At 63.1% G+C, this 23,341-nt stretch carries 21 protein-coding genes; 10 read left to right on the top strand and 11 right to left on the bottom strand.

Going from position 1 to position 23,341, the window contains the following annotated elements:
* Window positions 1-3 precede the first annotated feature (3 nt).
* The 3 genes from queE to queC are packed head-to-tail and all read right to left on the bottom strand — an operon-like array spanning window position 4 to window position 1,801.
* Window positions 4-738, bottom strand: coding sequence for a 7-carboxy-7-deazaguanine synthase QueE (queE, locus tag YH62_RS13070; RefSeq protein ID WP_046794649.1), 735 nt, complete (start codon window positions 736-738; stop codon window positions 4-6).
* The gene (gene queD, locus YH62_RS13075) at window positions 735-1,091 is read right to left on the bottom strand and encodes a 6-carboxytetrahydropterin synthase QueD (protein ID WP_046794650.1); all 357 of its coding nucleotides are present in this window, start codon (window positions 1,089-1,091) and stop codon (window positions 735-737) included. Before queD ends, queE begins: the two co-directional genes overlap by 4 nt.
* Window positions 1,091-1,801 (bottom strand): 7-cyano-7-deazaguanine synthase QueC, encoded by a 711-nt coding sequence (queC, locus tag YH62_RS13080; protein ID WP_046794651.1) that lies wholly within the window; start codon window positions 1,799-1,801, stop codon window positions 1,091-1,093. The genes queD and queC overlap by 1 nt, the downstream gene beginning before the upstream one ends.
* A gap of 238 nt (window positions 1,802-2,039) precedes the next feature.
* Between queC and YH62_RS13085 the strand changes: the two genes are divergently transcribed.
* Together YH62_RS13085 and YH62_RS13090 are read left to right on the top strand one after the other, a co-directional pair.
* Entirely contained in the window at window positions 2,040-3,056 is a 1,017-nt protein-coding gene (locus YH62_RS13085) for an SPFH domain-containing protein (RefSeq protein WP_046794652.1), read from the top strand.
* A 3-nt stretch (window positions 3,057-3,059) separates the two neighbouring features.
* Window positions 3,060-3,524, top strand: a complete 465-nt coding sequence (locus tag YH62_RS13090; RefSeq protein ID WP_046794653.1) for an NfeD family protein — start codon at window positions 3,060-3,062, stop codon at window positions 3,522-3,524.
* Window positions 3,525-3,574: 50 nt separating this feature from the next.
* On the opposite strand, the gene YH62_RS13095 is transcribed toward YH62_RS13090, so the two are convergent.
* Window positions 3,575-4,570 (bottom strand): KpsF/GutQ family sugar-phosphate isomerase, encoded by a 996-nt coding sequence (locus tag YH62_RS13095; protein ID WP_046795082.1) that lies wholly within the window; start codon window positions 4,568-4,570, stop codon window positions 3,575-3,577.
* Window positions 4,571-4,727: 157 nt separating this feature from the next.
* Here YH62_RS13095 and YH62_RS13100 point away from each other — a divergent pair, with 157 nt between their 5' ends.
* Together YH62_RS13100 and YH62_RS13105 are read left to right on the top strand one after the other, a co-directional pair.
* On the top strand, window positions 4,728-6,257 hold the full coding sequence (locus YH62_RS13100) for an outer membrane beta-barrel protein (protein WP_052760402.1): 1,530 nt from the start codon (window positions 4,728-4,730) through the stop codon (window positions 6,255-6,257).
* A gap of 177 nt (window positions 6,258-6,434) precedes the next feature.
* On the top strand, window positions 6,435-7,721 hold the full coding sequence (locus YH62_RS13105) for a sugar MFS transporter (protein ID WP_046795084.1): 1,287 nt from the start codon (window positions 6,435-6,437) through the stop codon (window positions 7,719-7,721).
* Window positions 7,722-7,811: 90 nt separating this feature from the next.
* Here the strand turns inward: YH62_RS13105 and galU are convergent, their stop codons facing one another.
* A complete protein-coding gene (galU, locus tag YH62_RS13110) occupies window positions 7,812-8,699 on the bottom strand; it encodes a UTP--glucose-1-phosphate uridylyltransferase GalU (RefSeq protein WP_245282089.1) in 888 nt (295 codons plus the stop codon).
* A 180-nt stretch (window positions 8,700-8,879) separates the two neighbouring features.
* Here galU and YH62_RS13115 point away from each other — a divergent pair, with 180 nt between their 5' ends.
* The gene (locus tag YH62_RS13115) at window positions 8,880-10,100 is read left to right on the top strand and encodes a lytic murein transglycosylase (RefSeq protein WP_046794655.1); all 1,221 of its coding nucleotides are present in this window, start codon (window positions 8,880-8,882) and stop codon (window positions 10,098-10,100) included.
* A 73-nt stretch (window positions 10,101-10,173) separates the two neighbouring features.
* On the top strand, window positions 10,174-11,415 hold the full coding sequence (locus YH62_RS13120) for a DUF459 domain-containing protein (protein WP_046794656.1): 1,242 nt from the start codon (window positions 10,174-10,176) through the stop codon (window positions 11,413-11,415).
* A gap of 108 nt (window positions 11,416-11,523) precedes the next feature.
* Here the strand turns inward: YH62_RS13120 and YH62_RS13125 are convergent, their stop codons facing one another.
* Genes YH62_RS13125 through gltB form a run of 4 tightly spaced genes read right to left on the bottom strand, consistent with a single transcriptional unit; the run spans window position 11,524 to window position 18,529 of the window.
* The gene (locus YH62_RS13125) at window positions 11,524-12,126 is read right to left on the bottom strand and encodes a nucleoside 2-deoxyribosyltransferase (RefSeq protein WP_046794657.1); all 603 of its coding nucleotides are present in this window, start codon (window positions 12,124-12,126) and stop codon (window positions 11,524-11,526) included.
* 35 nt (window positions 12,127-12,161) lie between these two features.
* On the bottom strand, window positions 12,162-13,616 hold the full coding sequence (locus YH62_RS13130) for a glutamate synthase subunit beta (protein ID WP_046794658.1): 1,455 nt from the start codon (window positions 13,614-13,616) through the stop codon (window positions 12,162-12,164).
* Between the two features lie 12 nt (window positions 13,617-13,628).
* Window positions 13,629-13,793, bottom strand: coding sequence for a hypothetical protein (locus YH62_RS30090; RefSeq protein ID WP_156176944.1), 165 nt, complete (start codon window positions 13,791-13,793; stop codon window positions 13,629-13,631).
* The gene (gltB, locus tag YH62_RS13135) at window positions 13,790-18,529 is read right to left on the bottom strand and encodes a glutamate synthase large subunit (protein WP_046794659.1); all 4,740 of its coding nucleotides are present in this window, start codon (window positions 18,527-18,529) and stop codon (window positions 13,790-13,792) included. The genes YH62_RS30090 and gltB overlap by 4 nt, the downstream gene beginning before the upstream one ends.
* 467 nt (window positions 18,530-18,996) lie before the next feature.
* Between gltB and YH62_RS13140 the strand changes: the two genes are divergently transcribed.
* A complete protein-coding gene (locus YH62_RS13140) occupies window positions 18,997-20,049 on the top strand; it encodes a low specificity L-threonine aldolase (protein WP_046794660.1) in 1,053 nt (350 codons plus the stop codon).
* 13 nt (window positions 20,050-20,062) lie between these two features.
* Here YH62_RS13140 and YH62_RS13145 read toward each other — a convergent pair whose 3' ends face one another.
* Entirely contained in the window at window positions 20,063-20,908 is an 846-nt protein-coding gene (locus tag YH62_RS13145; RefSeq protein WP_046794661.1) for a LysR family transcriptional regulator, read from the bottom strand.
* 100 nt (window positions 20,909-21,008) lie between these two features.
* Between YH62_RS13145 and YH62_RS13150 the strand changes: the two genes are divergently transcribed.
* The 3 genes from YH62_RS13150 to YH62_RS13160 are packed head-to-tail and all read left to right on the top strand — an operon-like array spanning window position 21,009 to window position 22,690.
* The gene (locus tag YH62_RS13150) at window positions 21,009-22,001 is read left to right on the top strand and encodes a bile acid:sodium symporter family protein (RefSeq protein ID WP_170986371.1); all 993 of its coding nucleotides are present in this window, start codon (window positions 21,009-21,011) and stop codon (window positions 21,999-22,001) included.
* Window positions 22,002-22,041: 40 nt separating this feature from the next.
* The gene (locus YH62_RS29470; protein ID WP_082118341.1) at window positions 22,042-22,290 is read left to right on the top strand and encodes a DUF4160 domain-containing protein; all 249 of its coding nucleotides are present in this window, start codon (window positions 22,042-22,044) and stop codon (window positions 22,288-22,290) included.
* Window positions 22,277-22,690 carry a DUF2442 domain-containing protein gene (locus tag YH62_RS13160; protein WP_046794664.1) on the top strand — a complete coding sequence of 138 codons (414 nt, stop codon included), beginning with the start codon at window positions 22,277-22,279 and terminating at the stop codon, window positions 22,688-22,690. Before YH62_RS29470 ends, YH62_RS13160 begins: the two co-directional genes overlap by 14 nt.
* A gap of 72 nt (window positions 22,691-22,762) precedes the next feature.
* Here the strand turns inward: YH62_RS13160 and YH62_RS13165 are convergent, their stop codons facing one another.
* On the bottom strand, window positions 22,763-23,251 hold the full coding sequence (locus tag YH62_RS13165) for an Hsp20 family protein (RefSeq protein WP_046794665.1): 489 nt from the start codon (window positions 23,249-23,251) through the stop codon (window positions 22,763-22,765).
* Window positions 23,252-23,341: the final 90 nt, after the last annotated feature.

A 23,341-nucleotide genomic window follows, 5' to 3' on the forward strand; every position in this document is an offset into this window, starting at 1 on the left:
CGCTCAAACCCCGCGCCGGTTTCCCCAGAGCAGAACATGAAGCTGTGGCAGCACGCGGGCTGCGAACCAGCGATCCTCCGTCACCTTGCCGACGAGCCACAGCATCCGGTCCATGACCCCGTCGATATCGACCACCGCCTCGTCGTCATCCGGTGGCGGCGGCGTGTGATTGCCGGGCTGCAGATAGACCGGCAGATGCGGAAAGCGCGCCGCCGCGTGCCTGGCGAAAGCATAGTCGGCATCGTCGAACACCACGATCTTCAACACCGTCTGCGGCTTGCTGGCCGCCATGTCGAGACAGTTTTGCAGGGCATGCCAGTCCGTTTCCATGCCGCTCGAAGGCGGCTTCGGGCTCAGCACCAGCGTGTCGAGATTTTCGAACCAACCCTTGGCGATGCTGCCCTGTGTTTCGAGCGCGAAGCGGTAGCCCCGCCGATTTCCGTGCTCGATCAGCGGTCCGAGCGGCTGGATGGCCGGATTGCCTCCGGAAAGCGAGACCGTCAGCGGCACGCCGCCGGAAAGGCGCTCCACCTCGGCCCAGATCGCCTCGACGCTCATCGGCTTCCACTCGTCGCGATAGGCGCTGTCGACCGCATGCAGCGTATCGCACCAGCCGCACCGATAGTCGCAGCCGCCGGTGCGCACGAAGACCGTCGGCTGACCGATCAGCACGCCCTCGCCCTGGATCGTCGGCCCGAAGATCTCGCTTATCCGGATGCGGGCATCCGCGCCGGTCATGGCCGGTATTCCGCCCAGGTCTTCGGCGTTTCGCTGACGCGCACGGCAGACGTTTCCGGCAGCCGCGCCTTGCACCAGTCGTAGAAATGCCGGGCGAGGAATTCCGATGTCACCCGCTCGTGCCCGAAGACCTCGTTCAGGTGCCGGTGGTCGAATTTCTCGTCGATATACTGTTTGAGCGGCTTCAACTCGTGATAGTCGCGTACGAAGCCGTCCTCATCGAGCTCGGCGGCGGCAAGCTCCACCACGACGATATAGTTATGGCCGTGCAGCCGGGCGCATTGATGGTCGGCCGGCAGATGCGTGAGCTGATGCGAGGCGGAAAAGTGGAACTCCTTGGTGATCCGGTACATCAGCGGACCTCCTCGGCCCGGAAGCCTTCGGTCGCGGCGATCCAGAAATCCGGGTCCTCGTATTCCGTCGGGTCGGCGATACCGGCCAGATGAAAGGCTTCCCGCCGCTCCACGCAGGTGCCGCAGCGGCCACAATGCCGCTCGCCGCCCTTGTAGCAGGACCAGGTTTCGGCAAAGGGCGTGCCATGGGCCGCACCATCCTTCACGATCTCGGCCTTCGATCCATGGACATAGGGCGCCAAAAGCTTCACCGAGGCATAGCCTTCCAGCGCATGGTCCTGCATCGCCTGGAAGGCGTCGATGAAGCCGGGGCGGCAATCGGGATAGATGAAGTGGTCGCCGCCATGGACGGCGATCGCCACCGCGTCCGCCTCGCGCGCCGCCGCCACGCCGAAGGCGATTGCCAGCATGATGGCGTTGCGGTTCGGAACCACGGTGATGCGCATGGTCTCTTCCGCATAGTGCCCGTCCGGCACATCCACGTCGTCGGTGAGCGCCGAGCCGGTCAGCCGGCTGCCGATGCCCCGCATGTCGATGATTTCGTGGAAGACGCCGAGCCTTTGCGCGCAGGCGGCGGCATAATCGAGCTCCTTGCGGTGCCGCTGGCCGTAATCGAAGGAGATCAGTCCGATAAGTTCGTGTTCCGCAGCGATTCTGTGCGCGAGCGAAACGGAGTCCAGTCCGCCGGAGCAGACGACGATGGTTTTCATAGTCAGGTGTCCTTGTTTTGTCCGGGTAGGCTGCGACCGGTCTTCAAGGCGGCCTCTTTAGAGACTGAGGCCCGCCGCGTCAAACATCCTGTGCAAAGTTCCCGCAACCCACCAGAACTACTGGGTACTGCTTCCCGGATTCGGGTATAAGGGCGGCAAGGACCGTGCTTGTGAACGGCGCGGCGTGTCGACAGCATTGCGCAGCGGGACGCATCACAGCCCCCATAGGAGGGAATTCATGGTTCTGGATGGCTTCGATATCTTCGTGCTGATACTGGTCCTGTTGGTCATCCTGGTGCTGTTCGCCGGCATCAAGACCGTGCCCCAGGGCTATCGCTACACGGTGGAACGCTTCGGCCGCTACACGCGCACGCTCGATCCCGGCCTCAACATCATCACCCCCTTCATCGAACGCATCGGCGCGCGCATGAACGTGATGGAACAGGTGCTCGACATACCCACCCAGGAAGTCATCACCAAGGACAATGCCAGCGTCTCGGCCGATGCCGTTGCCTTCTACCAGGTGCTGAACCCCGCCCAGGCCGCCTATCAGATTTCCGATCTCGAAAACGCCATCCAGAACCTCACCATGACCAATATCCGCTCGGTCATGGGCTCGATGGACCTCGACGCGCTGCTTTCCAACCGCGATGTCATCAACGAGCGGCTGCTGCGGGTGGTGGACGAGGCGGTCGGCCCCTGGGGCATCAAGGTCACCCGCATCGAGATCAAGGACATCCGCCCGCCGACCGACCTGGTGGATGCGATGGCGCGGCAGATGAAGGCCGAGCGCGAGAAGCGCGCCCAGGTGCTGGAGGCCGAAGGTTCCCGCAATGCGCAGATCCTGCGCGCCGAGGGCGCCAAACAGGCCGCCGTCCTCAAGGCGGAAGGCGAACGCGAGGCTGCCTTCCGCGAGGCCGAGGCCCGCGAGCGCCTGGCGGAAGCGGAAGCCAAGGCCACCCGCTCGGTTTCCGAGGCGATCGCCGCCGGCGACATACACGCCATCAATTACTTCGTCGCCCAGAAATACACCGAGGCGCTGACGGAAATCGGCACAGCGTCCAACAGCAAGATCATCCTGATGCCTCTCGAGGCCTCGTCGCTGATCGGTTCGCTCGGCGGTATCGGCGCGATCGCCAGGGAAGTCTTCGGAGATAGCGGGGCTGCGCCCGCCCCGGCGTCTGCTCGGCCCCGCGCAGCGCCGCCGCGCACCACGCCACCCGTCAGGCCCTCCACCCCACCGTCAGAGACCTGAGCCATGGTCCAGTCGCTCGCCGCTGAACTCGGGCCCTGGAGCTGGTGGATCGTCGGCCTCGTGCTACTGGCCGCCGAACTCGTCGCGCCCGGCGTCTTCCTGATCTGGATCGGGCTTGCGGCGATCGTCGTCGGCATCCTCTCCCTGCTCCTGTGGGGGACGCCCTTCTGGTCCTGGCAGGTGCAATTCCTGGTCTTCGCCGTGCTTTCGGTCGTATTCGCCCTGGCTGGTCGCCGCTTCTACGCCCGCGACAATCACACAAGCGACGAGCCGATGCTCAACCGGCGCGGCGAAAGCCTGATCGGCCGCACAGCCACGCTTGCCGAACCGATCACGGAAGGGCGCGGGCGGATTCGTCTGGACGATACCTGGTGGGCGGTCATGGGGCCGGATCTGCCGGCCGGCACGCGGGTAAAGGTGGTTTCATCAACCAGTAGCGGTCTGACCGTCGAAGCCTCGGATATCTGAAAAGACCGCCTCCGCGACGCCGACGCAGAGCTTTACTCCGAAGTGCCTTGTCAGGCGACGCCGACGCGCAGCAGGTCGTGGAAATGCACGATGCCGACCGGCCGCCGGTCCTCGTCGGTGACGATCAGGGCGGAAATATTGTGCTTGTTGAGCAGCCCCATGGCCGCGGTGGCAAGCATGTCTTCCGTCACCGTCTTCGGATTGCCGGTCATGATGTCGTCGACCACCATCTGCGAGAGATTGAGGTTCAGGCCGCGCGCAAGGTCGCCATCGGTGACGATGCCGCAAAGCCGGCCTTCCTCGTCGAGCACGCCGACGCAGCCGAAGCGCATTTGCGAAAGCGTCATCACCGCCGTCGGCAAGGGCGTGCCCTTCTCTACGAGCGGAATGCGATCGCCGCGATGCATGAGGTCTCCGACCCGGCTCAGCATCGCGCCGAGCTTGCCGCCCGGATGGAAGACGCGGAAATCGAGCGCGGTGAATCCCCGAGCTTCGAGCAGCGCCACGGCCAGCGCATCGCCGATCGCAAGCTGCATGATGGCCGATGTGGTGGGCGCCAGCCCGTGCGGGCAGGCCTCCTGCTCCTTCGGCAGCAGCAGAACGATATCGGAAAGGCGCGCGAGCGTGGAAGCCGCACCGGAGGTGATCGATACCAGCGGAATGGAGAAGCGGCGGCAGAAGCTGACGATCCCCTGAAGTTCGGCGGTCTCCCCGCCCCAGGAAAGGGCGAGCACCACGTCCTCGGAAGTAATCATGCCGAGATCGCCATGGCTGGCCTCGGCCGCATGAACGAAGGACGACGGCGTTCCGGTGGACGCGAAGGAGGCAGCGATCTTCACGCCGATATGCCCGCTCTTGCCGACCCCGGTAACGATGACCCGTCCCTTGATGCCGCCGATCAGTTCGACGGCCTTTCGGAACGGCTCGGCAAGCTCATTGCGCAGCGCGTTCTCGAGGGCCTCGAGCCCCTGTCTTTCAATAGAGACTGTCCGAATGGCGGAATCGACCAAGTCCATCTCGACGATTTTTAGAGCTCTCTTGATCATGCTGCCGTTTAGCGTGTTTCGCCGCTCAAGTCCATTGGCATCCATTTACAGCCATTTACCTTCCGTGACCCTGTTCCACAGCAAATTCAGTTGGACAACCAATAATTAACCACATGGCTTTACGTTTGGGTAAGCTTTCGGGTGCCCAGGCAGGTTCATGGCAATCAGCGGCAAAACAGGTGCAACGCTTCCTCGGCGCGGGAGACCGCTCGCGCTGCTGCTTGCCTGTTCCGTGCTCGTCCAGCCGCTGCATGCAGGTGCGCAAAGCGTCTTCCCGCCGCAGGAGACAGCCGGCGCCACCGGCACGCCCATTATCGGCCGCTCCGCCTGGCCGGGCGCGGTGCCGCCGGCGGATGGCGCTCCCGATGCCACCGATCCATTGGGGGCGAACACTGTCGATCCCGGAACCGATACCTCGCTTGCCGGCGATGCCCGGCTTCGCATGGGCGAAACCTCCGCGGGTACCGCCGGGGAGGCCTCTTACGCGGCAGACCTGAACCAGCCCTACGAAGAGGATGACAACCTACCCGCCGGACCGATCGAGGGAGATCAAACACCGCGCGCGGAAGTCGATGCGACCGGCATTCGGCTCGGCACCTTTCTTCTCCGCCCCTCGGTGAACCAGAGCGTCAACACCGAACGGCGCTCGGGGGGGACAGACGAAAAGCGGAACTATCTCGCCACCACGGTTCGCGGCACGCTCACCTCCGACTGGGCGCGCCATGCGCTGACGGTCAACGGCGAAGGCACATTCGAGCGGACGATCAGCGGGGACCGAGAGAACGAGCCGGAAGCGCGCATTGATGCCGATCTGCGGCTGGACCTTGCGGGCGATACCGTCGCCCACCTCACCGGCGGCTATGGTTTCGAGCGCGAGGATAACGACGATCCGAACGCCATCGGCGGCGCGGCCACTCAGTCCGGCGTGCACCAGTTCGATGGCGGCCTCTCGGTCGAGCGCGATCTCGGCGTGATTCGCGGTCTTGCGGCGGTCGCCGTCAGCCGCGAGATCTATACGGAAGCCAAACTCAGGGACGGCACGACCGTCGACCTCAGCGATCGCGACCGCACCGGCATCGATGGCAGGCTGAGGCTCGGCTACGAACTCTCCCCGGCCCTGATACCCTTCGTGGAAGTGGCGACCGGCCGGACCTTCTATGACGAGAGGCGCGATAGCGCCGGTTACGCCCGTTCCTCGCGCAGCTATGCGGCGCGCGGCGGCGTGGAATTCGATTTCGGCGAAAAGCTGCATGGCGAGATCGGCGCGGGCTACGAGACCACGCGCTATGACGACGACCGCCTCGCCTCGCTCGATGCCGTCACCTTCGATGGCCTCGTGGCCTGGTCGCCGAAGCGCGGCACCGATGTCAATATCGGGCTGGCGACGACCATGCAGGATGCGACCGCGCCCGGCCAGAGCGGCTGGGTGGAATATGCGCTGACGGCGGAGGTTACGCACCAGCTCCGCAGCAATCTCGTGGCCCGCTTGAGCGGCGGAACGACGCTGCGCGACTTTTCCGGCGAAACCTCCAGCGAGACTGGCTGGATCACCGGGGCCGGGCTGACCTGGAGCATCAGCCGCTATCTCGATCTCACCGGCGATGTTGAATACGAGCGCAACGAAAATTCGGGCCGCGCCAGCGACAATATCTTCCGCGCCGGTGTCGGCCTCACGCTGCGCCGCTGACGCTTTTCGAGCGGCCGCTTTTCACCAGATATGGGTTTCCTGAACGGTGAAGCCACCAAATGTGAACCGTCTCGGCCTTCCAAACTTCGCAGATGCAGCATATTAGGGCGCAGGCGGAGAAAATCCCGCCGCACCGCAGCATCGACTGCGCCTTTGTGTGTGTAGGAAGGTTTGAACGTGGCTAGTTATTCCAATAGCAGCGTTACGACGGGCGGAAACAGCTCCGCTGCCGGGTCGAGCGCCAACAATTATCAATTCGCACTGATTGCCCTCACCACCCTGTTCTTCATGTGGGGCTTCATCACCTGCCTGAACGACATTCTCATCCCGCATCTGAAGAGCGTCTTCTCGCTGAACTATACGCAGTCCATGCTGATTCAGCTCTGCTTCTTCGGCGCCTATTTCATCGTGTCGCTTCCCGCCGGCGCGCTCGTGAAGCGCATCAGCTACAAATGGGGCATCGTGGTCGGGCTCCTCGTCGCGGCAGTCGGCTGCGCGCTTTTCATTCCAGCGGCCAGCTACCGCGTCTACGGGCTCTTCCTCGGCGCTCTCTTCGTGCTTGCCGCCGGAATCACCGTGCTGCAGGTCGCGGCCAATCCCTACGTCACGGCACTCGGCGCGCCGGAAAGTGCGGCAAGCCGGCTGACGCTCACCCAGGCGTTCAATTCGCTCGGCACCACGCTCGCCCCCATGTTCGGCGCCTTCCTCATCCTCTCGGCCGCAACCGCGAGCCTGCCGGGCGCAAGCCCCGAACAGATGGATGCGCTCCGGGCGGTCGAGGCGGATGCCGTCCGCTTCCCCTATCTCCTTCTCGCCGTCGCCTTCATCGTCCTGGCCGCGATTTTCGCCGCCTTGAAACTCCCGAACGTCGATGAGGAAGAGACCGAAGCCGCAGGCGTCAAGGAAGGCTCCGCCTGGAGCTACCGCCATCTGGTGCTCGGCGCGATCGGCATCTTCGTCTATGTCGGCGCGGAAGTCAGCATCGGCAGCTTCCTGGTGAATTTCCTCGGTGAGCCGACGATCGCCGGCATGCCGGAGGCCGAAGCAGCCCATTACGTCGCCTATTTCTGGGGTGGCGCTATGGTCGGCCGTTTCATCGGTTCGGTAGCGATGCGCTACATCAACGACGGCAAGGCGCTCGCCTTCAATGCCGCCATTGTCATACTGCTTCTTCTCGTCACGATCCTGACGAGCGGCAAGCTGGCCATGTGGACCGTGCTGGCCATCGGTCTCTTCAATTCCATCATGTTCCCGACGATCTTCAGCCTGGCATTGAAGGGTCTTGGCCGCCACACCAGCCAGGGCTCCGGCATCCTGTGCCTTGCGATCGTCGGCGGCGCGCTTCTGCCCGTCGTCCAGGGCGCCCTTGCCGATACGGTCGGCATTCAGCATGCCTTCGTGCTGCCGATCCTCTGCTATCTCTACATCGCCTTCTACGGCGTGAAGGGACACAAGCCGGTCTGATCGCGCAGGTCCCGCTCCGCGACTTGCAAGCAATAAAAAGCCCTCGCGGTCTCCCGCGAGGGCTTTTCGTTTGGATAGATCGAGCGGTCTTTACTTGAGGCCGGATACCATCGCCTTCAACGGCCCTTCGATCGCCGGGCGGATATCCTGGCGCTGCAGGGCGAATGCGAGGTTCGCCAGGATGAAACCGTCCTTGGCGCCACAGTCGTATGTCTCGCCCTTGAAGTGGTAAGCCGCGAATTCCTGTGCCTTGGCGAGCGCCAGCATGCCGTCGGTAAGCTGGATTTCGTTGCCGGCCCCCCGCTCCTGCGTCTCCAGGATCTTGAAGATTTCCGGCTGCAGGATGTAGCGGCCGTTGATGTAGAAATTCGACGGCGCGGTGCCCTTGGCGGGCTTTTCCACCATCTGGGTGATCTTGAAGCCCTCGTTACCGACCGCGGAACCCTTGCCGACGATGCCGTATTTGTGGGCCTGGTCCGGATCGCACTCCTGCACGGCCAGAACGTTCCCGCCGGTCTGGTCGTAGAGTTCCACCATGCCCTTGAGGCAGCTTTTTTCCGAAGACATGATCATGTCCGGCAGAAGCACTGCGAACGGCTCGTCGCCGACGATGTCGCGCGCGCACCAGACCGCATGGCCGAGCCCGAGCGGAACCTGCTGGCGCGTGAAGCTTGCGGTACCGGCCGTCGGCAGGAGATCGGAAAGCAGGGTCAGCTCGGCATTCTTGTTGCGCTCGCGCAGCATCTGCTCCAGCTCGTACTGGATGTCGAAATAGTCCTCGATGACCCCCTTGCCGCGGCCGGTCACGAAGACGAAGTGCTCGATGCCCGCCTGGGCCGCTTCATCCACCACATACTGGATGACCGGCTTGTCGACGACGGTGAGCATCTCCTTCGGCACTGCCTTGGTCGCGGGCAGGAAACGTGTCCCAAGGCCGGCAACCGGAAAAACTGCTTTTCTGATCTTCTTCTGTCCCACGCATACCTCCTGCGGCATTTTCGATGTGAGCCTTTACTAACGGTTTGCTGCCGTTTCGCAAAGAGTGCGCTCGTCCTCTCTCTATGGTAAAGAATTTGTTGACTCTATGATGCTAATCGGTCGTGGAGCCGCTTTGAGCACTCGCCGATGTTAACACAAGAGCAACGGACACGACTGCCGATGACCATGTTTCGCACCAATCGCTTTCGCGGGCTTGTTTTCTCTCTGATCGTAGGCATTGCCGCCGCGACAACTCCGATAGATGCCCGGGCCAACGACAGCTTCAAGTCCTGGATCGCAAAATTCTATCAGACGGCCGCGGCAAGCGGCATCAGCCGCTCGACCTATGAAAAGGCATTCGCAGGCATCACGGAACCTGATTCGGCGGTTCTGGACAAAGCGAACTATCAGCCGGAGTTCAAGGCGAAGATCTGGGACTATCTGGATTCGCGGGTGAACCCCTATACCGTTCGCATCGGCCGAGAAATGAAGGCCAAGCACGGCTCGACGCTCAATGCGATGGAACGCCATTTCGGCGTCGACAAGCACATACTGCTCGCCATCTGGTCGATGGAATCGAATTATGGCGCGGTGCTCGAAAAGCCGGACCGGCTGCATTACGTGCCACAGGCGCTCGCGACCCTTGCATGGGGCGATCCCAAGCGCGCGAAGTTCGCCCGCAACCAGTTGATCGCGGCGCTGAAGATCCTGCAGGCCGGTGATATCACCCCGAAGCACCTCACCGGCTCCTGGGCCGGCGCCATGGGGCACACGCAATTCATCCCGACCAGCTATCTCCTCTATGCGATCGATGCCGATGGCAACGGCCGCCGCGATATCTGGAACTCCATTCCGGATGCGCTGGCGACGTCGGCCAATCTTCTCGCCAAGAACGGCTGGCAATCCGGCAAGACCTGGGGCTATGAAGCCGTCGCGCCTTCCGGCGCTGCAAAATACGAAGGGCAGACGAAGACGCTCGCCCAATGGGCGGCCCTCGGTTTTGCTCGCCCCAACGGCAAGGGCTTTCCCCGCGGCTCCGATCGTGCCGAGCTGAAGATGCTCGGCGGTCCCAACGCTCCTGCCTTCCTGGTGCTGAGGAATTTCTTCGTCATCAAGCGTTACAATGCCGCCGACAGCTATGCGCTCGCGGTCGGCCTGCTGGCCGATGAGATCGCCGGGCATGGCGGCGTGCATCAGCGCTGGCCCCGCCCGAACGGCACCTTGGACGTGAAGGAAAAATTCGAGCTGCAGAGCAAGCTCAAGGAACTCGGCTATTACGACGGCGAGATCGACGGCAATTTCGGCTCCGGCTCGAAGGCCGCCATCTCGGCGATCCAGCAGAGGCTGGGCATGCAGTCGGATGGTGAGCCCTCGCAATCGCTTCTCGAAGCCTTGCGTTGACAAATGCTTGCTCGCGCCCAAGATCGCTCCTATGAGAGCGATCTGCCGGGGGGCGAGAGCGAACGGCTGAACCATGACGGTATCGAGGCGGACGGATATTAAACCTGTTTGGGGCCGGCTGGTCGCGATCCTGCTCGTCCTCGTCGTGGCCGTTCCGCCCTATGCGCCGCCCGTGGCCGCGCAGGAACGCCGCAACCTTCTGGAAATGCTGTTCGGCATCCGCCCACGCGAGGAGCGATACGATCGCTATGAGCGGTATGAGGGATACGAACGATACGAGCGGCGGCCGAGATACAATCGCCGCGACCGTTCCGTCATAGAAACGCCATCCCGCCGCCAGCGCGACCGCAGTACGATACGGGCCGCCACGCCCCGGCCGCAGCGGCCTGCCGCGCCGCCCAAGCCCGCACCGATCCCCAAGCTTGAAAATGCCCGCAAGATACTGGTGGTGGGCGACTTTCTCGCGGGCGGGCTCGCCGACGAGCTGAAGACCGCCTTCGAAACCTCCCCCAGCGTTGCGGTGGAAAACCGCACCAACGGCTCCTCCGGGCTCGTGCGCGAAGACCATTACGACTGGCCGCCGGCCCTGCCCAAGCTGATCGGAGAGGTCGATCCGGCCATCGTCGTCGTCATGATCGGCGCCAACGACCGCCAGCAGATGCAGATCGGCTCGACTTCGGAAAAATTCCGCACCGACGCCTGGTTCAAGGAATACGAGCAGCGCGTCAGCCGGCTTGCCGCGATCGCCACCGCGCGCAAGCTGCCCCTGCTCTGGGTTGGCCTGCCTTCCTTCCAGTCTCCTTCCATGATGGCCGATGCGGTGACGCTGAACGGCATCTACCGTGACCAGGTGGAAAAGGCCGGCGGCGAATTCGTCGATATCTGGGAAGGCTTCGTGGACGAGGAAGGCAAGTTCATCCTCACCGGCTCCGACATGAACGGCCAGCAGGCTCGCCTGCGCGGCGGCGATGGCATCACTTTCACCACCGCCGGCAAGCGCAAGCTCGCCTTCTATGTCGAGAAGCTCGCGCGCCGCCATCTTGGCGAAATGACCGATCCCGACCTCGTGAAGCTGGATGCGAGCAACCTTCCGGCATTGGCTACACTTCCGCCGGCCGCCAATGCGGTGCCCACTCAGCCGATCAGCCTGGCCGATCCCGAGCTCGACGGCGGCACCGACCTGCTCGGCGCCGGCCAGCCGCCCGTCAGCCTCGTGCAGTCGCCGCGCGACCTGCTGGTCAAGCGAGGCGAACTGCCCCCCGCCCCTTCCGGCCGTGTGGACGACTATCGGATACCCGCCGCGACGACGCGGTAGTTGCCGGAAGTCTCGCTCCGCCCCTCATCCGGCTGCCGCCACCTTCTCCCCGCGAGCGGGGTTAGGGGCAATTTCAAAATGATCTGCCGTCGCGGGACAGGATACGCATCAACCTACAGGATCGACCACTCGCGCCTTGTCCACCCGTTGCCTCTCCGCATACCATCTGAGGCATTCCTCGAAGCCCGTAAGATCGGTATAGAGCGCATCGGGTGCTGCCGCATGGACGGCGATATGGCCGCCGCGCCGTTCGATGCCGCCGTGAAGCATGAGATTGTCGATCATGTCGAAATCTTCGAGAGACATTCCGTCCGGCCCACGACGCCGGCCGTCCTCGCCCTCGCGAACGTTTCCGTCGTAAAACCCGGCGGTTCGCGCAAAGTGGCTGTCGGCGACATTGGTATAGGCCGCGACCACCTTGCCCTGCGCGCACATATAGCCGAGCTCGAAGGTCGTGCCGATATCGGCGGCGATGCCCCGGAACGGCGTGAGGTTTGCGATGATGCCGTCGGCCGCATTCATCATGCCCTCGTCGACGGCACTGATCTTCAAGCCGAATCCATGGCGCGTCGGCGCCGGCTCGATGGAGATGTCGCCGGGGCAGATCGGCTGGAAACCATAGGTCCGCGCCAGGGCCGCCTTCGCATCGAGCATCTGCCGGGCATTCGGAAGGAAGACCTCCGGTCCGGCAAGGTAGAGTTTCAGGCTCATCGGACCGTGGTCTCCCGCTCGAACGGCTCTGCCGCTCAGCGCGGCAGGACCGAGCTTCCCATCAGCGCCTCGTCGATGGCGCGGGCCGCCTGACGGCCCTCGCGGATCGCCCAGACCACCAGCGACTGGCCGCGGCGCACGTCGCCGGCCGTCCAGAACTTGTCGACCGAGGTCTTGTAGTCACGGTCGTTGGCGACGACGTTGGTCGAGCCGCGGCGGTCGAGATTGAGCGTCAGCTTGCCTTCGAGCTCGGCAAGAATGCCGTCCGTCAGAGGGCCGGAAAAGCCGATGGCGATGAAGGCGAGATCGGCCTTGATGATGAATTCCGTGCCGGCGATCGGCTTGCGGCGCTCGTCCACCTCGCAGCAGCGCACGCCGGTCAACTGTCCGTCTTCGCCGATGAACTCGAGAGTGGCCACCTGGAACTCGCGGATCGCGCCCTCGGCCTGGCTGGACGAGGTGCGCATCTTGGTGGCCCAGAACGGCCAGACGGCGAGCTTGTCTTCCTTTTCCGGCGGCTGCGGGCGGATGTCGAGCTGCGTCACCTTGACGGCGCCCTGGCGGAAGGCGGTGCCGACGCAGTCGGATGCCGTATCGCCGCCGCCGACGACCACCACATGCTTGGCGCCGGCAAGGATCGGCTCCGCCGCCCATGCCACGCTGTCGATGTTCTCGCGGCCGATCCGGCGGTTCTGCTGCACCAGATAGGGCATGGCGTCGTAGACGCCGTGCAGGTCGGCGCCGGGAATGCCGGCCGGACGCGGCGTTTCCGAGCCGCCGCAATAGAGAACTGCGTCATGCTCGGCGATAAGCTTCTCGACGGGCATGTCGACGCCCACGTTGACGCCCGTATGGAAGGTAACGCCCTCGCCCTTCATCTGCTCGACGCGCCGGTCGATGAAGTTCTTCTCCATCTTGAAGTCCGGAATGCCGTAGCGCAGCAGCCCGCCGGGCTTGGATTCACGCTCGTAGACATGCACTTCATGGCCCGCGCGGCCGAGCTGCTGGGCGGCCGCCATGCCGGCCGGGCCCGAGCCGATGACCGCGACCTTCTTTCCGGTATGAACCGTCGCCGGCTGCGGCGCGATGAAGCCCAGTTCATAGGCCTTGTCGGCGATCGCCTGCTCCACGGTCTTGATGGCGACCGGCGTATCCTCGAGGTTCAGCGTGCAGGCCTCCTCGCAGGGCGCGGGGCAGACGCGGCCGGTGAATTCCGGGAAGTTGTTGGTGGAATGGAGGTTGCGAATCGCCTCCTCCCACTTGTTGTTGTAGACGAGATCGTTCCAGTCCGGGATCTGGTTGTGCACCGGACAGCCGGTCGGCCCGTGGCAATAGGGAATGCCGCAATCCATGCAGCGCGCCGCCTGCTTGGTAACTTCCGCATCGGACATCGGGATCGTGAATTCGCGGAAATGGCGGATACGGTCGGAGGCCGGCTGATACTTCGCCACGCTCCGGTCGATTTCCAGGAAACCCGTTACCTTGCCCATATTTCTACCTCTTCAAAGCAGGGTGCCCGTAGGACCCCAGTACCAGTAGGCGAAACCCATGACCGCCCCCAGTACGATGAATTCGATTGCGACTTCGCCGTTCATTCCGAATGCAACCGCCGGAACGGCGATCGCGATCAGCACCGAAATCAGCCGGTGCATGAAGGGCCAACTCATTCCGCGGCAATGCCCATCCGCATGCGCTCCATTTCCTCCAGCGCGCGCCGGTATTCAACCGGCATGACCTTGCGGAACTTCGGCCGGTACTCGCTCCAGCGATCAAGGATTTCCTTGGCGCGGGTCGAGCCCGTGTAGTGCATGTGGTTGGAGATGAGCTGGTAGAGGCGCTCCTCGTCGTGGCGCGTCATGTCCTCGGAAACGTCCACGCGTCCCTTGTGCATGATGTCGCCGCCATGATGGTGCAGCTTCTCCAGCATGTCGTCCTCTTCCGGAACCGGCTCGAGCTCGACCATCGCCATGTTGCAGCGCTTGGCGAAATCGCCCTGCTCGTCGAGCACATAGGCGACGCCGCCGGACATGCCGGCCGCGAAGTTGCGGCCCGTCTCGCCGATCACCACGACGACGCCACCCGTCATGTATTCGCAGCCGTGGTCGCCCACGCCCTCGACGACGGCGATCGCCCCGGAGTTACGCACGGCGAAGCGCTCGCCAGCCACACCACGGAAATAGCACTCGCCCGTGATCGCGCCGTAAAGCACAGTATTGCCGACGATGATCGAGTTTTCGGCCACGAGCTTGGAGTTCTCCGGCGGGCGCACGATGATGCGACCACCCGAAAGCCCCTTGCCGACATAGTCGTTGCCGTCGCCGACGAGATCGAAGGTGATGCCGCGCGCGAGGAAGGCGCCGAAGGACTGCCCGGCCGTGCCGGTCAGCGTCACATGGATCGTATCGTCCTTGAGGCCCTTGTGGCCCCAGCGCTTGGCAAGCGCACCGGAAAGCATCGCGCCGGCGGAGCGGTCGACGTTCTTGATCGGCACTTCGAAGACCACCGGCTCCTTGCTTTCGAGCGCCGGCATCGACTTTTCGATCAGCTTGCGGTCGAGGATGTCGTCGATCGGGTGCTTCTGCCGCTCCGTCCAGTAGGTCGCTTCCTTGGGAGCCTCCACCTTGTGGAAGATCTTCGTGAAGTCGAGCCCCTTGGACTTCCAGTGGGCGATCGCCTCGTCCTTCTCCAGCAGTTCGGACATGCCGATGATGTCGTCGAGTTTGGTGAAGCCGAGCGATGCGAGGATTTCACGCACCTCTTCGGCCACGAAGAAGAAGTAGTTAATGACGTGCTCGGGCGTGCCCTTGAAGCGCTTGCGCAGAACCGGGTCCTGCGTGGCCACACCGACCGGACAGGTATTCAGGTGGCACTTGCGCATCATGATGCAGCCGGCGGCGATCAATGGCGCGGTGGCGAAGCCGAATTCGTCGGCGCCGAGCAGCGCCCCGACGATGACGTCCCGGCCGGTCTTCAAGCCCCCGTCCACCTGCAGCGCGATGCGCGAGCGAAGCCCGTTCAGCACCAGCGTCTGCTGGGTTTCGGCAAGGCCGATTTCCCAAGGTGATCCGGCATGCTTCAGCGAAGTGAGCGGCGAAGCCCCAGTGCCGCCGTCGAAGCCCGCGACCGTGATATGGTCGGCGCGCGCCTTGGCGACGCCCGCCGCAACCGTGCCGACGCCCACTTCCGAGACGAGCTTCACGGAAATGTCCGAGGTCGGGTTGACGTTCTTCAGGTCGTAGATCAGCTGCGCCAGGTCTTCGATCGAATAGATGTCGTGGTGCGGCGGCGGCGAAATGAGGCCCACACCCGGCGTCGAGTGGCGGGTCTTGGCAACCGTCGCATCCACCTTGTGGCCGGGCAGCTGGCCGCCCTCGCCGGGCTTTGCGCCCTGCGCCACCTTGATCTGCAGCATGTCCGCGTTGACCAGATATTCGGTCGTGACGCCGAAGCGGCCGGACGCGATCTGCTTGATCGCCGAGCGTTCCGGGTTCTGGCTACCGTCCGCCAGCGGCATGTAGCGGTCGCTTTCCTCGCCGCCCTCGCCGGTGTTCGACTTGCCGCCGATCCGGTTCATGGCGATCGCCAGCGTCGTATGCGCCTCGCGGGAAATCGAGCCGAAGGACATGGCGCCCGTCGAGAAGCGCTTGACGATATCGACTGCCGGCTCGACCTGATCGACGGAAACCGGCTTGCGGCCGATCTGATCCGCCGTCTTGATGTTGAACAGGCCGCGGATGGTGTTCATCCGAAGCGCCGTCTCGTTCACCATCTCGGCGAATTCGCGGTAGCGGTCCTGGCTGTTGCCGCGCACGGCATGCTGCAGGGAGGCAACCGCATCCGGCGTCCAGGCGTGGCTTTCGCCGCGCATGCGGTAGGCGTATTCGCCGCCGATATCGAGCGTGGAGGCTAGAACCGGGTCCTTGCCGAAAGCGGCATGGTGACGGGCGACCGTCTCTTCGGCGATCTCCTTGAGGCCGATGCCTTCGATCGAAGTCGCCGTGCCGAAGAAATATTTCTCGACCAGTTCCGAGGAGAGGCCGATCGCATCGAAGATCTGCGCGCCGCAATAGGACTGGTAGGTCGAAATGCCCATCTTGGACATGACCTTGAGGATGCCCTTACCCACCGCCTTGATGTAGCGGTAGACGATCTCGCTCGCATCGACTTCCTTCGGGAATTCGCCGCGCATGTGCATGTCGGTCAGCGTATCGAAGGCGAGATACGGGTTGATCGCTTCCGCGCCGAAGCCGGCAAGACAGCAGAAGTGATGGATTTCGCGCGGCTCGCCCGATTCGACGACAAGACCGACCGAGGTGCGAAGCCCCTTGCGGATCAGGTGGTGATGCACGGCCGCGGTCGCCAGCAGCGCCGGGATCGCGATACGGTCCGGCCCGATCTGGCGATCGGAGAGCACGATAATGTTGTAGCCGCCCTTGACCGCCGCTTCCGCGCGCTCGCAGAGGCGGTCGAGCATCTCCGGCATGCCTTCGGCGCCACGCTCGATGTCATAGGTGAAATCGAGCGTCTTGGTATCGAAGTGATCTTCGACATGACCGATGGAGCGGATCTTTTCGAGATCGCCATTGGTCAGGATCGGCTGGCGCACCTCCATCCGCTTCGCCCGCGCCATGCCCTCATGGTCGAGGATGTTCGGACGCGGACCGATGAAGGAGACGAGGCTCATCACCAGTTCTTCGCGGATCGGATCGATCGGCGGGTTCGTCACCTGCGCGAAGTTCTGCTTGAAATAGGTGTAGAGCAGCTTCGACTTGTCGGACATGGCCGAGATCGGCGTATCGGTGCCCATCGAGCCGATGGCTTCCTGACCCGTCGTCGCCATCGGCGACATCAGGATCTTGGTGTCCTCGCTCGTGTAGCCGAAGGCCTGCTGGCGGTCGAGCAGCGATACGTCGCGGCGCAGCGCCCGCGGTTCCACCGGCTTCAGGTCTTCCAGAATGAGCTGCGTGCGGTCGAGCCAGTTCCGATAGGGATGCTTGGTCGCAAGCTCGGTCTTCACCTCTTCGTCTGAGACGATGCTGCCCTTTTCCATATCGATCAGCAGCATCTTGCCGGGCTGCAGGCGCCACTTCTTGACGATGCTCTCCTCCGGCACCGGCAGCGTGCCCGCTTCGGAGGCAAGAATGATGCGATCGTCGTCGGTCACCATGTAGCGGGCCGGACGCAGGCCGTTGCGGTCGAGCGTCGCGCCGATCTGCTTGCCGTCGGTGAAACAGACGGCGGCCGGGCCGTCCCACGGCTCCATCAGCGCCGCATGATATTCGTAGAAGGCTTTGCGCTCCTTCGACATGGACTGGTTGCCCGCCCAGGCCTCCGGGATCAGCATCATCATGGCATGCGCCAGCGAATAGCCGCCGCGCACGAGGAATTCGAGTGCGTTGTCGAAACAGGCCGTATCCGACTGGCCCTCGTAGGAGATCGGCCAGAGCTTGGAGATGTCGTCGCCGAAGAGCGGCGAGGAGACGGAAGCCTGACGCGCTGCCATCCAGTTGACGTTGCCGCGCAGCGTGTTGATCTCGCCGTTATGGGCGACCATGCGGTAGGGATGCGCGAGCTTCCACGACGGGAAGGTGTTGGTCGAGAAGCGCTGGTGCACGAGCGCCACGGCGCTCTCGAAGCGCGGATCGGCCAGGTCCTTGTAATAGGCGCCGACCTGGTAGGCCAGGAACATGCCCTTGTAGACGATGGTCGAGGAAGACAGCGACACCGGATAGAAGCCGGTCTCCTGACCGCCGAACTGATCGTAGATGCGGTTGGAGATCACCTTGCGGATGAGAAAGAGCTGCCGCTCGAATTCCAGGTTGGTCGCGGCATCCCGGCCGGCGCCGATGAAGACCTGCAGGTGATAGGGCTCGGTGGCGGCGATATCCGGCGCCTTGGAGAGCGAGGAATTGTCGACCGGCACGTCGCGGAAACCCAGGAACTGCTGCCCCTCCTCCGCGATCACATCGACGATCACCTTCTTGAAATGCTCGATCTGCTCTGCATCGCGCGGCAGGAAGAAATGGCCGACCGCATATTCGCCGGCCTTCGGCAGGGTGACGCCCTGCTTCGCCATCTCCTCGCGGAAGAAGCGATCGGGAATCTGCACCAGAATACCCGCGCCGTCACCCATCAGCGGGTCGGCACCCACCGCGCCGCGATGCGTCAGGTTTTCGAGAATGAAGAGGCCGTCCTTGACGATCTGGTGCGACTTCTTGCCCTTCATATGGGCGATGAAGCCGACGCCGCAGGCGTCATGCTCGTTGCGGGGATCGTAAAGACCTTGGCGCGCCGGCACGCCGGAGGCCTTGAAGGACCCGGCCGGGGGGACGAGCGCTTTCGTCTCGGCGGACATCGGGACCATCTGGCCGGACATCTCGGAGATTATCTTCGTCATCGTCATCCCTCCTGTTGGCCGCTTCTTCGAGCGGGCAAAGTGGCTCTCAACTGTTTCTTCCGGATGACAGGCCGCGGCCATTCCGTTCGCACGAATGGCGCCGCTCCAGCGTTTACCGCAGCCTTGATAGGAGCAGCATAACCCGGATCGGCGCGAGCGTCACGGAAAGCCTGGAACCGAAGCCTCCGAATTCTCGAAAATAGGACAACACTTCTGTCCTATTTCTCAAAATCTATGACACGCTTTCGCCCCGTTCACAAGAGGCGTCTTCAAAAAGTTGGAGCCGAAAACGACAGGAGATTATCCCATCATCAAGACGTGCGAAATTTAATTACGCGGAATGCCTGATCGATTCCGTTTGATTGCGTACGGCAACAGGTCACGCTCTCTACGCAAAGGTAACGATTGATTGCCGTCTCAAAAGGCTTAATTTCACGATCGCCTCCCCCGACGTTTCAAGGTGATTTTTCAAGATGTTCTTCGCTTCCGACAACTGGGCCGGCGCCCATTCCACCATCAATGAGCGCCTCCTTAAGGAATCCACCCGCTTCGCCGCCGCCTATGGCACCAGCGAACTCGACAAGTCGATCGAGCTGCGCTTCAACGAACTCTTCGAGCGTGAAGTCTCGGTCTATTTCGTCGCGACCGGCACGGCCGCCAATTCGCTCTCGCTCGCAAGCGTCGCAAAGCCCGGCGGCGTAACCTTCTGCCATTCGGAAGCGCATGTGATCGAGGATGAATGCGGCGCGCCGGATTTCTTCAGCGGCATGCGCATGATCCCGGTCGAAGGCCCGCACGGAAAGATGGACCCGGAAAACCTTGTCGAGCGTATCGCCCGCTACCCGCAGGACGCCGTGCACCATGGCCGCGCCGCCGCCGTCACGCTCACCCAGGCGACGGAAGTCGGCACCGTCTATTCGCTGGAAGAGATCGATGCGGTCTCGAAAATCGCCAGGGAAAACGGTCTGCCGCTCCACATGGATGGCGCCCGTTTCGCCAACGCGCTCGTGGCGCTCGGCGCAACGCCTGCGGAAATGACCTGGAAGCGCGGCGTCGATATTCTTTCCTTCGGCGGCACCAAGAACGGCTGCTGGTGCGCGGAGGCGATCGTCTTCTTCGACCCCGCGCTCGCCAAGGACTTCGCCTTTCTCCGCAAGCGCTCGGCCCAGCTCTTCTCCAAGAGCCGCTTCATCGCCGCCCAGTTCGAAGCCTATCTGCAGGATGGTCTGTGGCTGAAGCTTGCTGCCCATGCCAATGCCATGGCGGACCGCCTGCGCGCCGGCCTCGACCGCTCCAACAGCGCCCGGCAGGCCTGGAAGACGACCTCCAACGAGATCTTCGTCGTGGTCAAGAAGGACGCCGCCCAGGCCGCCGAGGCGAAGGGCGCAAAGTTCTACGACTGGCTGGAGCCGCGCGACATGCCGGAGCCGGTGGGCAAGGACGAGATGCTCGTTCGTCTCGTCACCAGCTTCGCCACCACCGAAGAGGATGTGGACCAGTTCGTCGCGCTGGCGACCGGCCGCTGAATCAGGTTCGATTCTACGGCACGATCCGCGCCACGATGAGGCTCGAAAGCGCCTCCGTGAGCGCGGCATCGGCGCCGCGCCTCGGCACCAGCACGAATTCCACGTCCTCGAGCTGAGGCAGCTTTCCGGCCGCTATTTCCTTGAGGCCCGCCGGCGCCATGCTGCGCGGCTGCACCAGCACGCCCATGCCGGCGCGCGCCGCGGCGGTCAGCCCGCTGAGGCTCCCGCAGGTGCAGACGATCCGCCATGGCACCTTCTCCCGGTCGAGCGCCTCCTGGGCGATCCTTCGCGTGATGCTCGGCGGTGGAAAGGCGATCAGCGGCAAAGTATCCCCGCGGGAAAGAATATGATCGGGATCCCGCGCCAGCCATACAAGCGGTTCGCGATAGAGTAGACGGCCCTGGGTCTCCCCGATATGCCGCTTGGCCAGCACAAGGTCGAGATCGCCGACATCCTGCATCTGGTAGAGCACGGCGGAGAGCGCCACGGTAAGCTCGAGATCGACGAGCGCATGCAGCCTTATGAAGTCTTCGAGGATCGAAGTGAGCCTGCTCGCCACCACGTCTTCCGAAACCCCGAGCCGCAGCCTTCCCCGCAATCGGCTTTCGCCGAAAAGCGATTCGACCTTGCCGTTGAGGTCGAGCATGCCGCGGGCATAGCCGAGCAGCGCCTCGCCTTCAGTGGTCAGCTTCACCTCATGGGTGCTGCGATGGATGAGCTGCTTTCCGAGTGCCTTTTCCAGCCGCTGGATATGCTGGCTCACCGTCGACTGACCGACACCGAGCCTTGCCGCGGCCTGCGTGAAACTGCCGGTCTGCTGCAGCATGACGAAGCTGTTGAGGTGTGAGAGGTTCAGCATGGTTATCGCCGATCGTGATAACTGTTAATGTTTGCATCCTGCTTCATGATGGGCAAAAGAGAAAGCCTCGCTTCCAGGAACCATGCCCAGGAACCATTCTATGGCCCGCTTTCTGCCCGACCGTTTCACCGTGATGCTGATCTGCACCGTCATTCTCGCGACGGTTCTGCCGGTCCAGGGCATATGGGCGGAATATTTCGGCATCGCCACCGATATCGCGATCGCGCTTCTCTTCTTCCTGCACGGCGCGCGCCTCTCGCGCGATGTGGTGATCGCAGGCGTCCTGCACTGGCGGCTGCATCTGACGATCCTCGCAACCACCTTCGCGATCTTCCCGCTGCTCGGGCTCGCCGTCGGCTTCGTACCGGAGGATATCCTCCCCGCCCCTCTCTACATGGGCATTCTCTTCCTCTGCGTGCTGCCCTCGACTGTCCAGTCCTCGATCGCCTTCACCTCCATGGCGGGCGGCAACGTGCCGGCGGCGATCTGCGCCGCTTCGGGTTCCAATCTTTTCGGCATGTTCCTGACCCCGCTTCTGGCGGGCATCCTCCTGTCGACCACCGGCGACGGGGGCTTTTCCTGGGATGCCCTGGAAAAGATCATGATCCAGCTCCTGGCGCCCTTCGTCCTCGGCCAGCTTCTGCAGCCCTGGATCGGCAATTGGATACGCGCCCGCAAGACGCTGCTTGCGCCCGTCGATCGCGGCTCGATCCTGATGGTCGTCTATCTCGCCTTCTCAGCGGCGGTGATCGAAGGCCTCTGGCACACCTTCTCCCTTCGCGACATCGCCGTGGTCATCGCGATCGATATCCTGCTTCTGGCGATCGTCCTTTGCCTCACCATGTTCGGCAGCCGGGCGCTCGGCTTCTCCAAGGAAGACGAGATCGCCATCACCTTCTGCGGTTCGAAGAAGAGTCTCGCAAGCGGCGTGCCCATGGCCAACGCCATCTTCGCGGGCCAATCGATCGGCGCCATCGTGCTGCCGCTGATGCTCTTCCATCAGATTCAGCTCATGGCTTGCGCCGTGATCGCCCAGAAATACGCGAACCGGCTGAAGGAAAGGCAAGCCCAAGGCGCGACCGCAGCGGCATAAACCGCTTTCCAAAGCGCTTGGGTTTTTGTAAGCTCAATCCATGCCGACCCTTTTACGTTTTGCCGGCCTGCGGGTCGTGATCTATCCAAACGATCATCGTCCTGCGCATGTTCACGTAAAAGGCGCCGGTGGAGAAGCGGTATTCCTCTTGAATTGCCCTGACGGACCGCCGGAGTTGCGGGAAAGCTATGGCTTCAAGCTTCCGGATCTTCGTCGCATCGAGGATGCCTTGACGAGCGAACTCGCTACGCTTTGCGTGGCATGGAGTGAACACCATGGCGATTTCTGAGCAGGAATTAAAGGCGGCGGAAAACCGCATGCAGGAGCAGCGCGAGGCGGGTTATGCCGTGTCAGCGCGCTACGATCGGCGTTCGGGCCGCATCGTCATCGAGCTGAACACGGAAGTTCAGTTCGCCATTCCAGCAGGAAAGATCGAGGGGCTGTCGGAAGCAACGGCAAGCGACCTCGCGGAAATAGAAATCAGCCCTTCCGGTCTCGGTCTTTATTGGCCGAAGCTGGATGTTGATACCTATGTTCCCGGATTGCTGCAGGGCGTATTTGGGTCCAAGCACTGGATGGCAGCCCAGCTCGGTGCCGTCGGCGGCAGGGTGCGCTCCGCAGCGAAGGCCGCGACTGCACGCGAAAACGGCCGAAAAGGCGGACGCCCGCGCAAGACCGCCGCCCGTTGATCCAAACGGAAAACGGCTCCTCCCTTTCGGGAAGAGCCGTGGGCTTGCTGGCCGTTTAGGGCCTGCGGAGGATTAGTTGACCTGTTGCGGGGTCACCTGAGCCTCGATCGTCTTCGGCGCGTCGATCGCCTCGGCGGCGATGGCGATGCGGCGCGGCTTCATCGCTTCCGGGATGTTCCGCAGAAGGTCGATATGAAGCAGGCCGTTCTTCAGAGAGGCTGCCTGGACTTCCACATGGTCGGCAAGCTGGAAGCGGCGCTCGAAGGCGCGCTTGGCGATGCCGCGATAGAGAAACTCCGTCTGACCGGTCCTTTCCTCTTCGCTCTTCTCGCCCTTGACGGTCAGAACGTGAGCCTGCGATTCGATCGACAGCTCCTTCTCGTCGAAACCGGCGACGGCCATGGTGATGCGGTAGGTATTCTCACCCGTCCGCTCGATATTGTAGGGCGGATAGCTCTGGCTCTGGCCCTGGTCGGGCTGACCGAGGCTGTCGAGCATGGTGAAGAGGCGGTCGAAGCCGACCGTGGAGCGGTAAAGCGGAGAAAAATCGACGTGACGCATAGTGTCCTCCTTGGAAGCGACGTTTGCGAATTTTGACTTGGGTGGCCGCATCCCTTCTTGGCGATGCGGCTCCCGCTGGGGCGGACCCTT

The organism is Rhizobium sp. LC145 (assembly GCF_001005825.1).
Lineage (GTDB): Bacteria > Pseudomonadota > Alphaproteobacteria > Rhizobiales > Rhizobiaceae > Neorhizobium.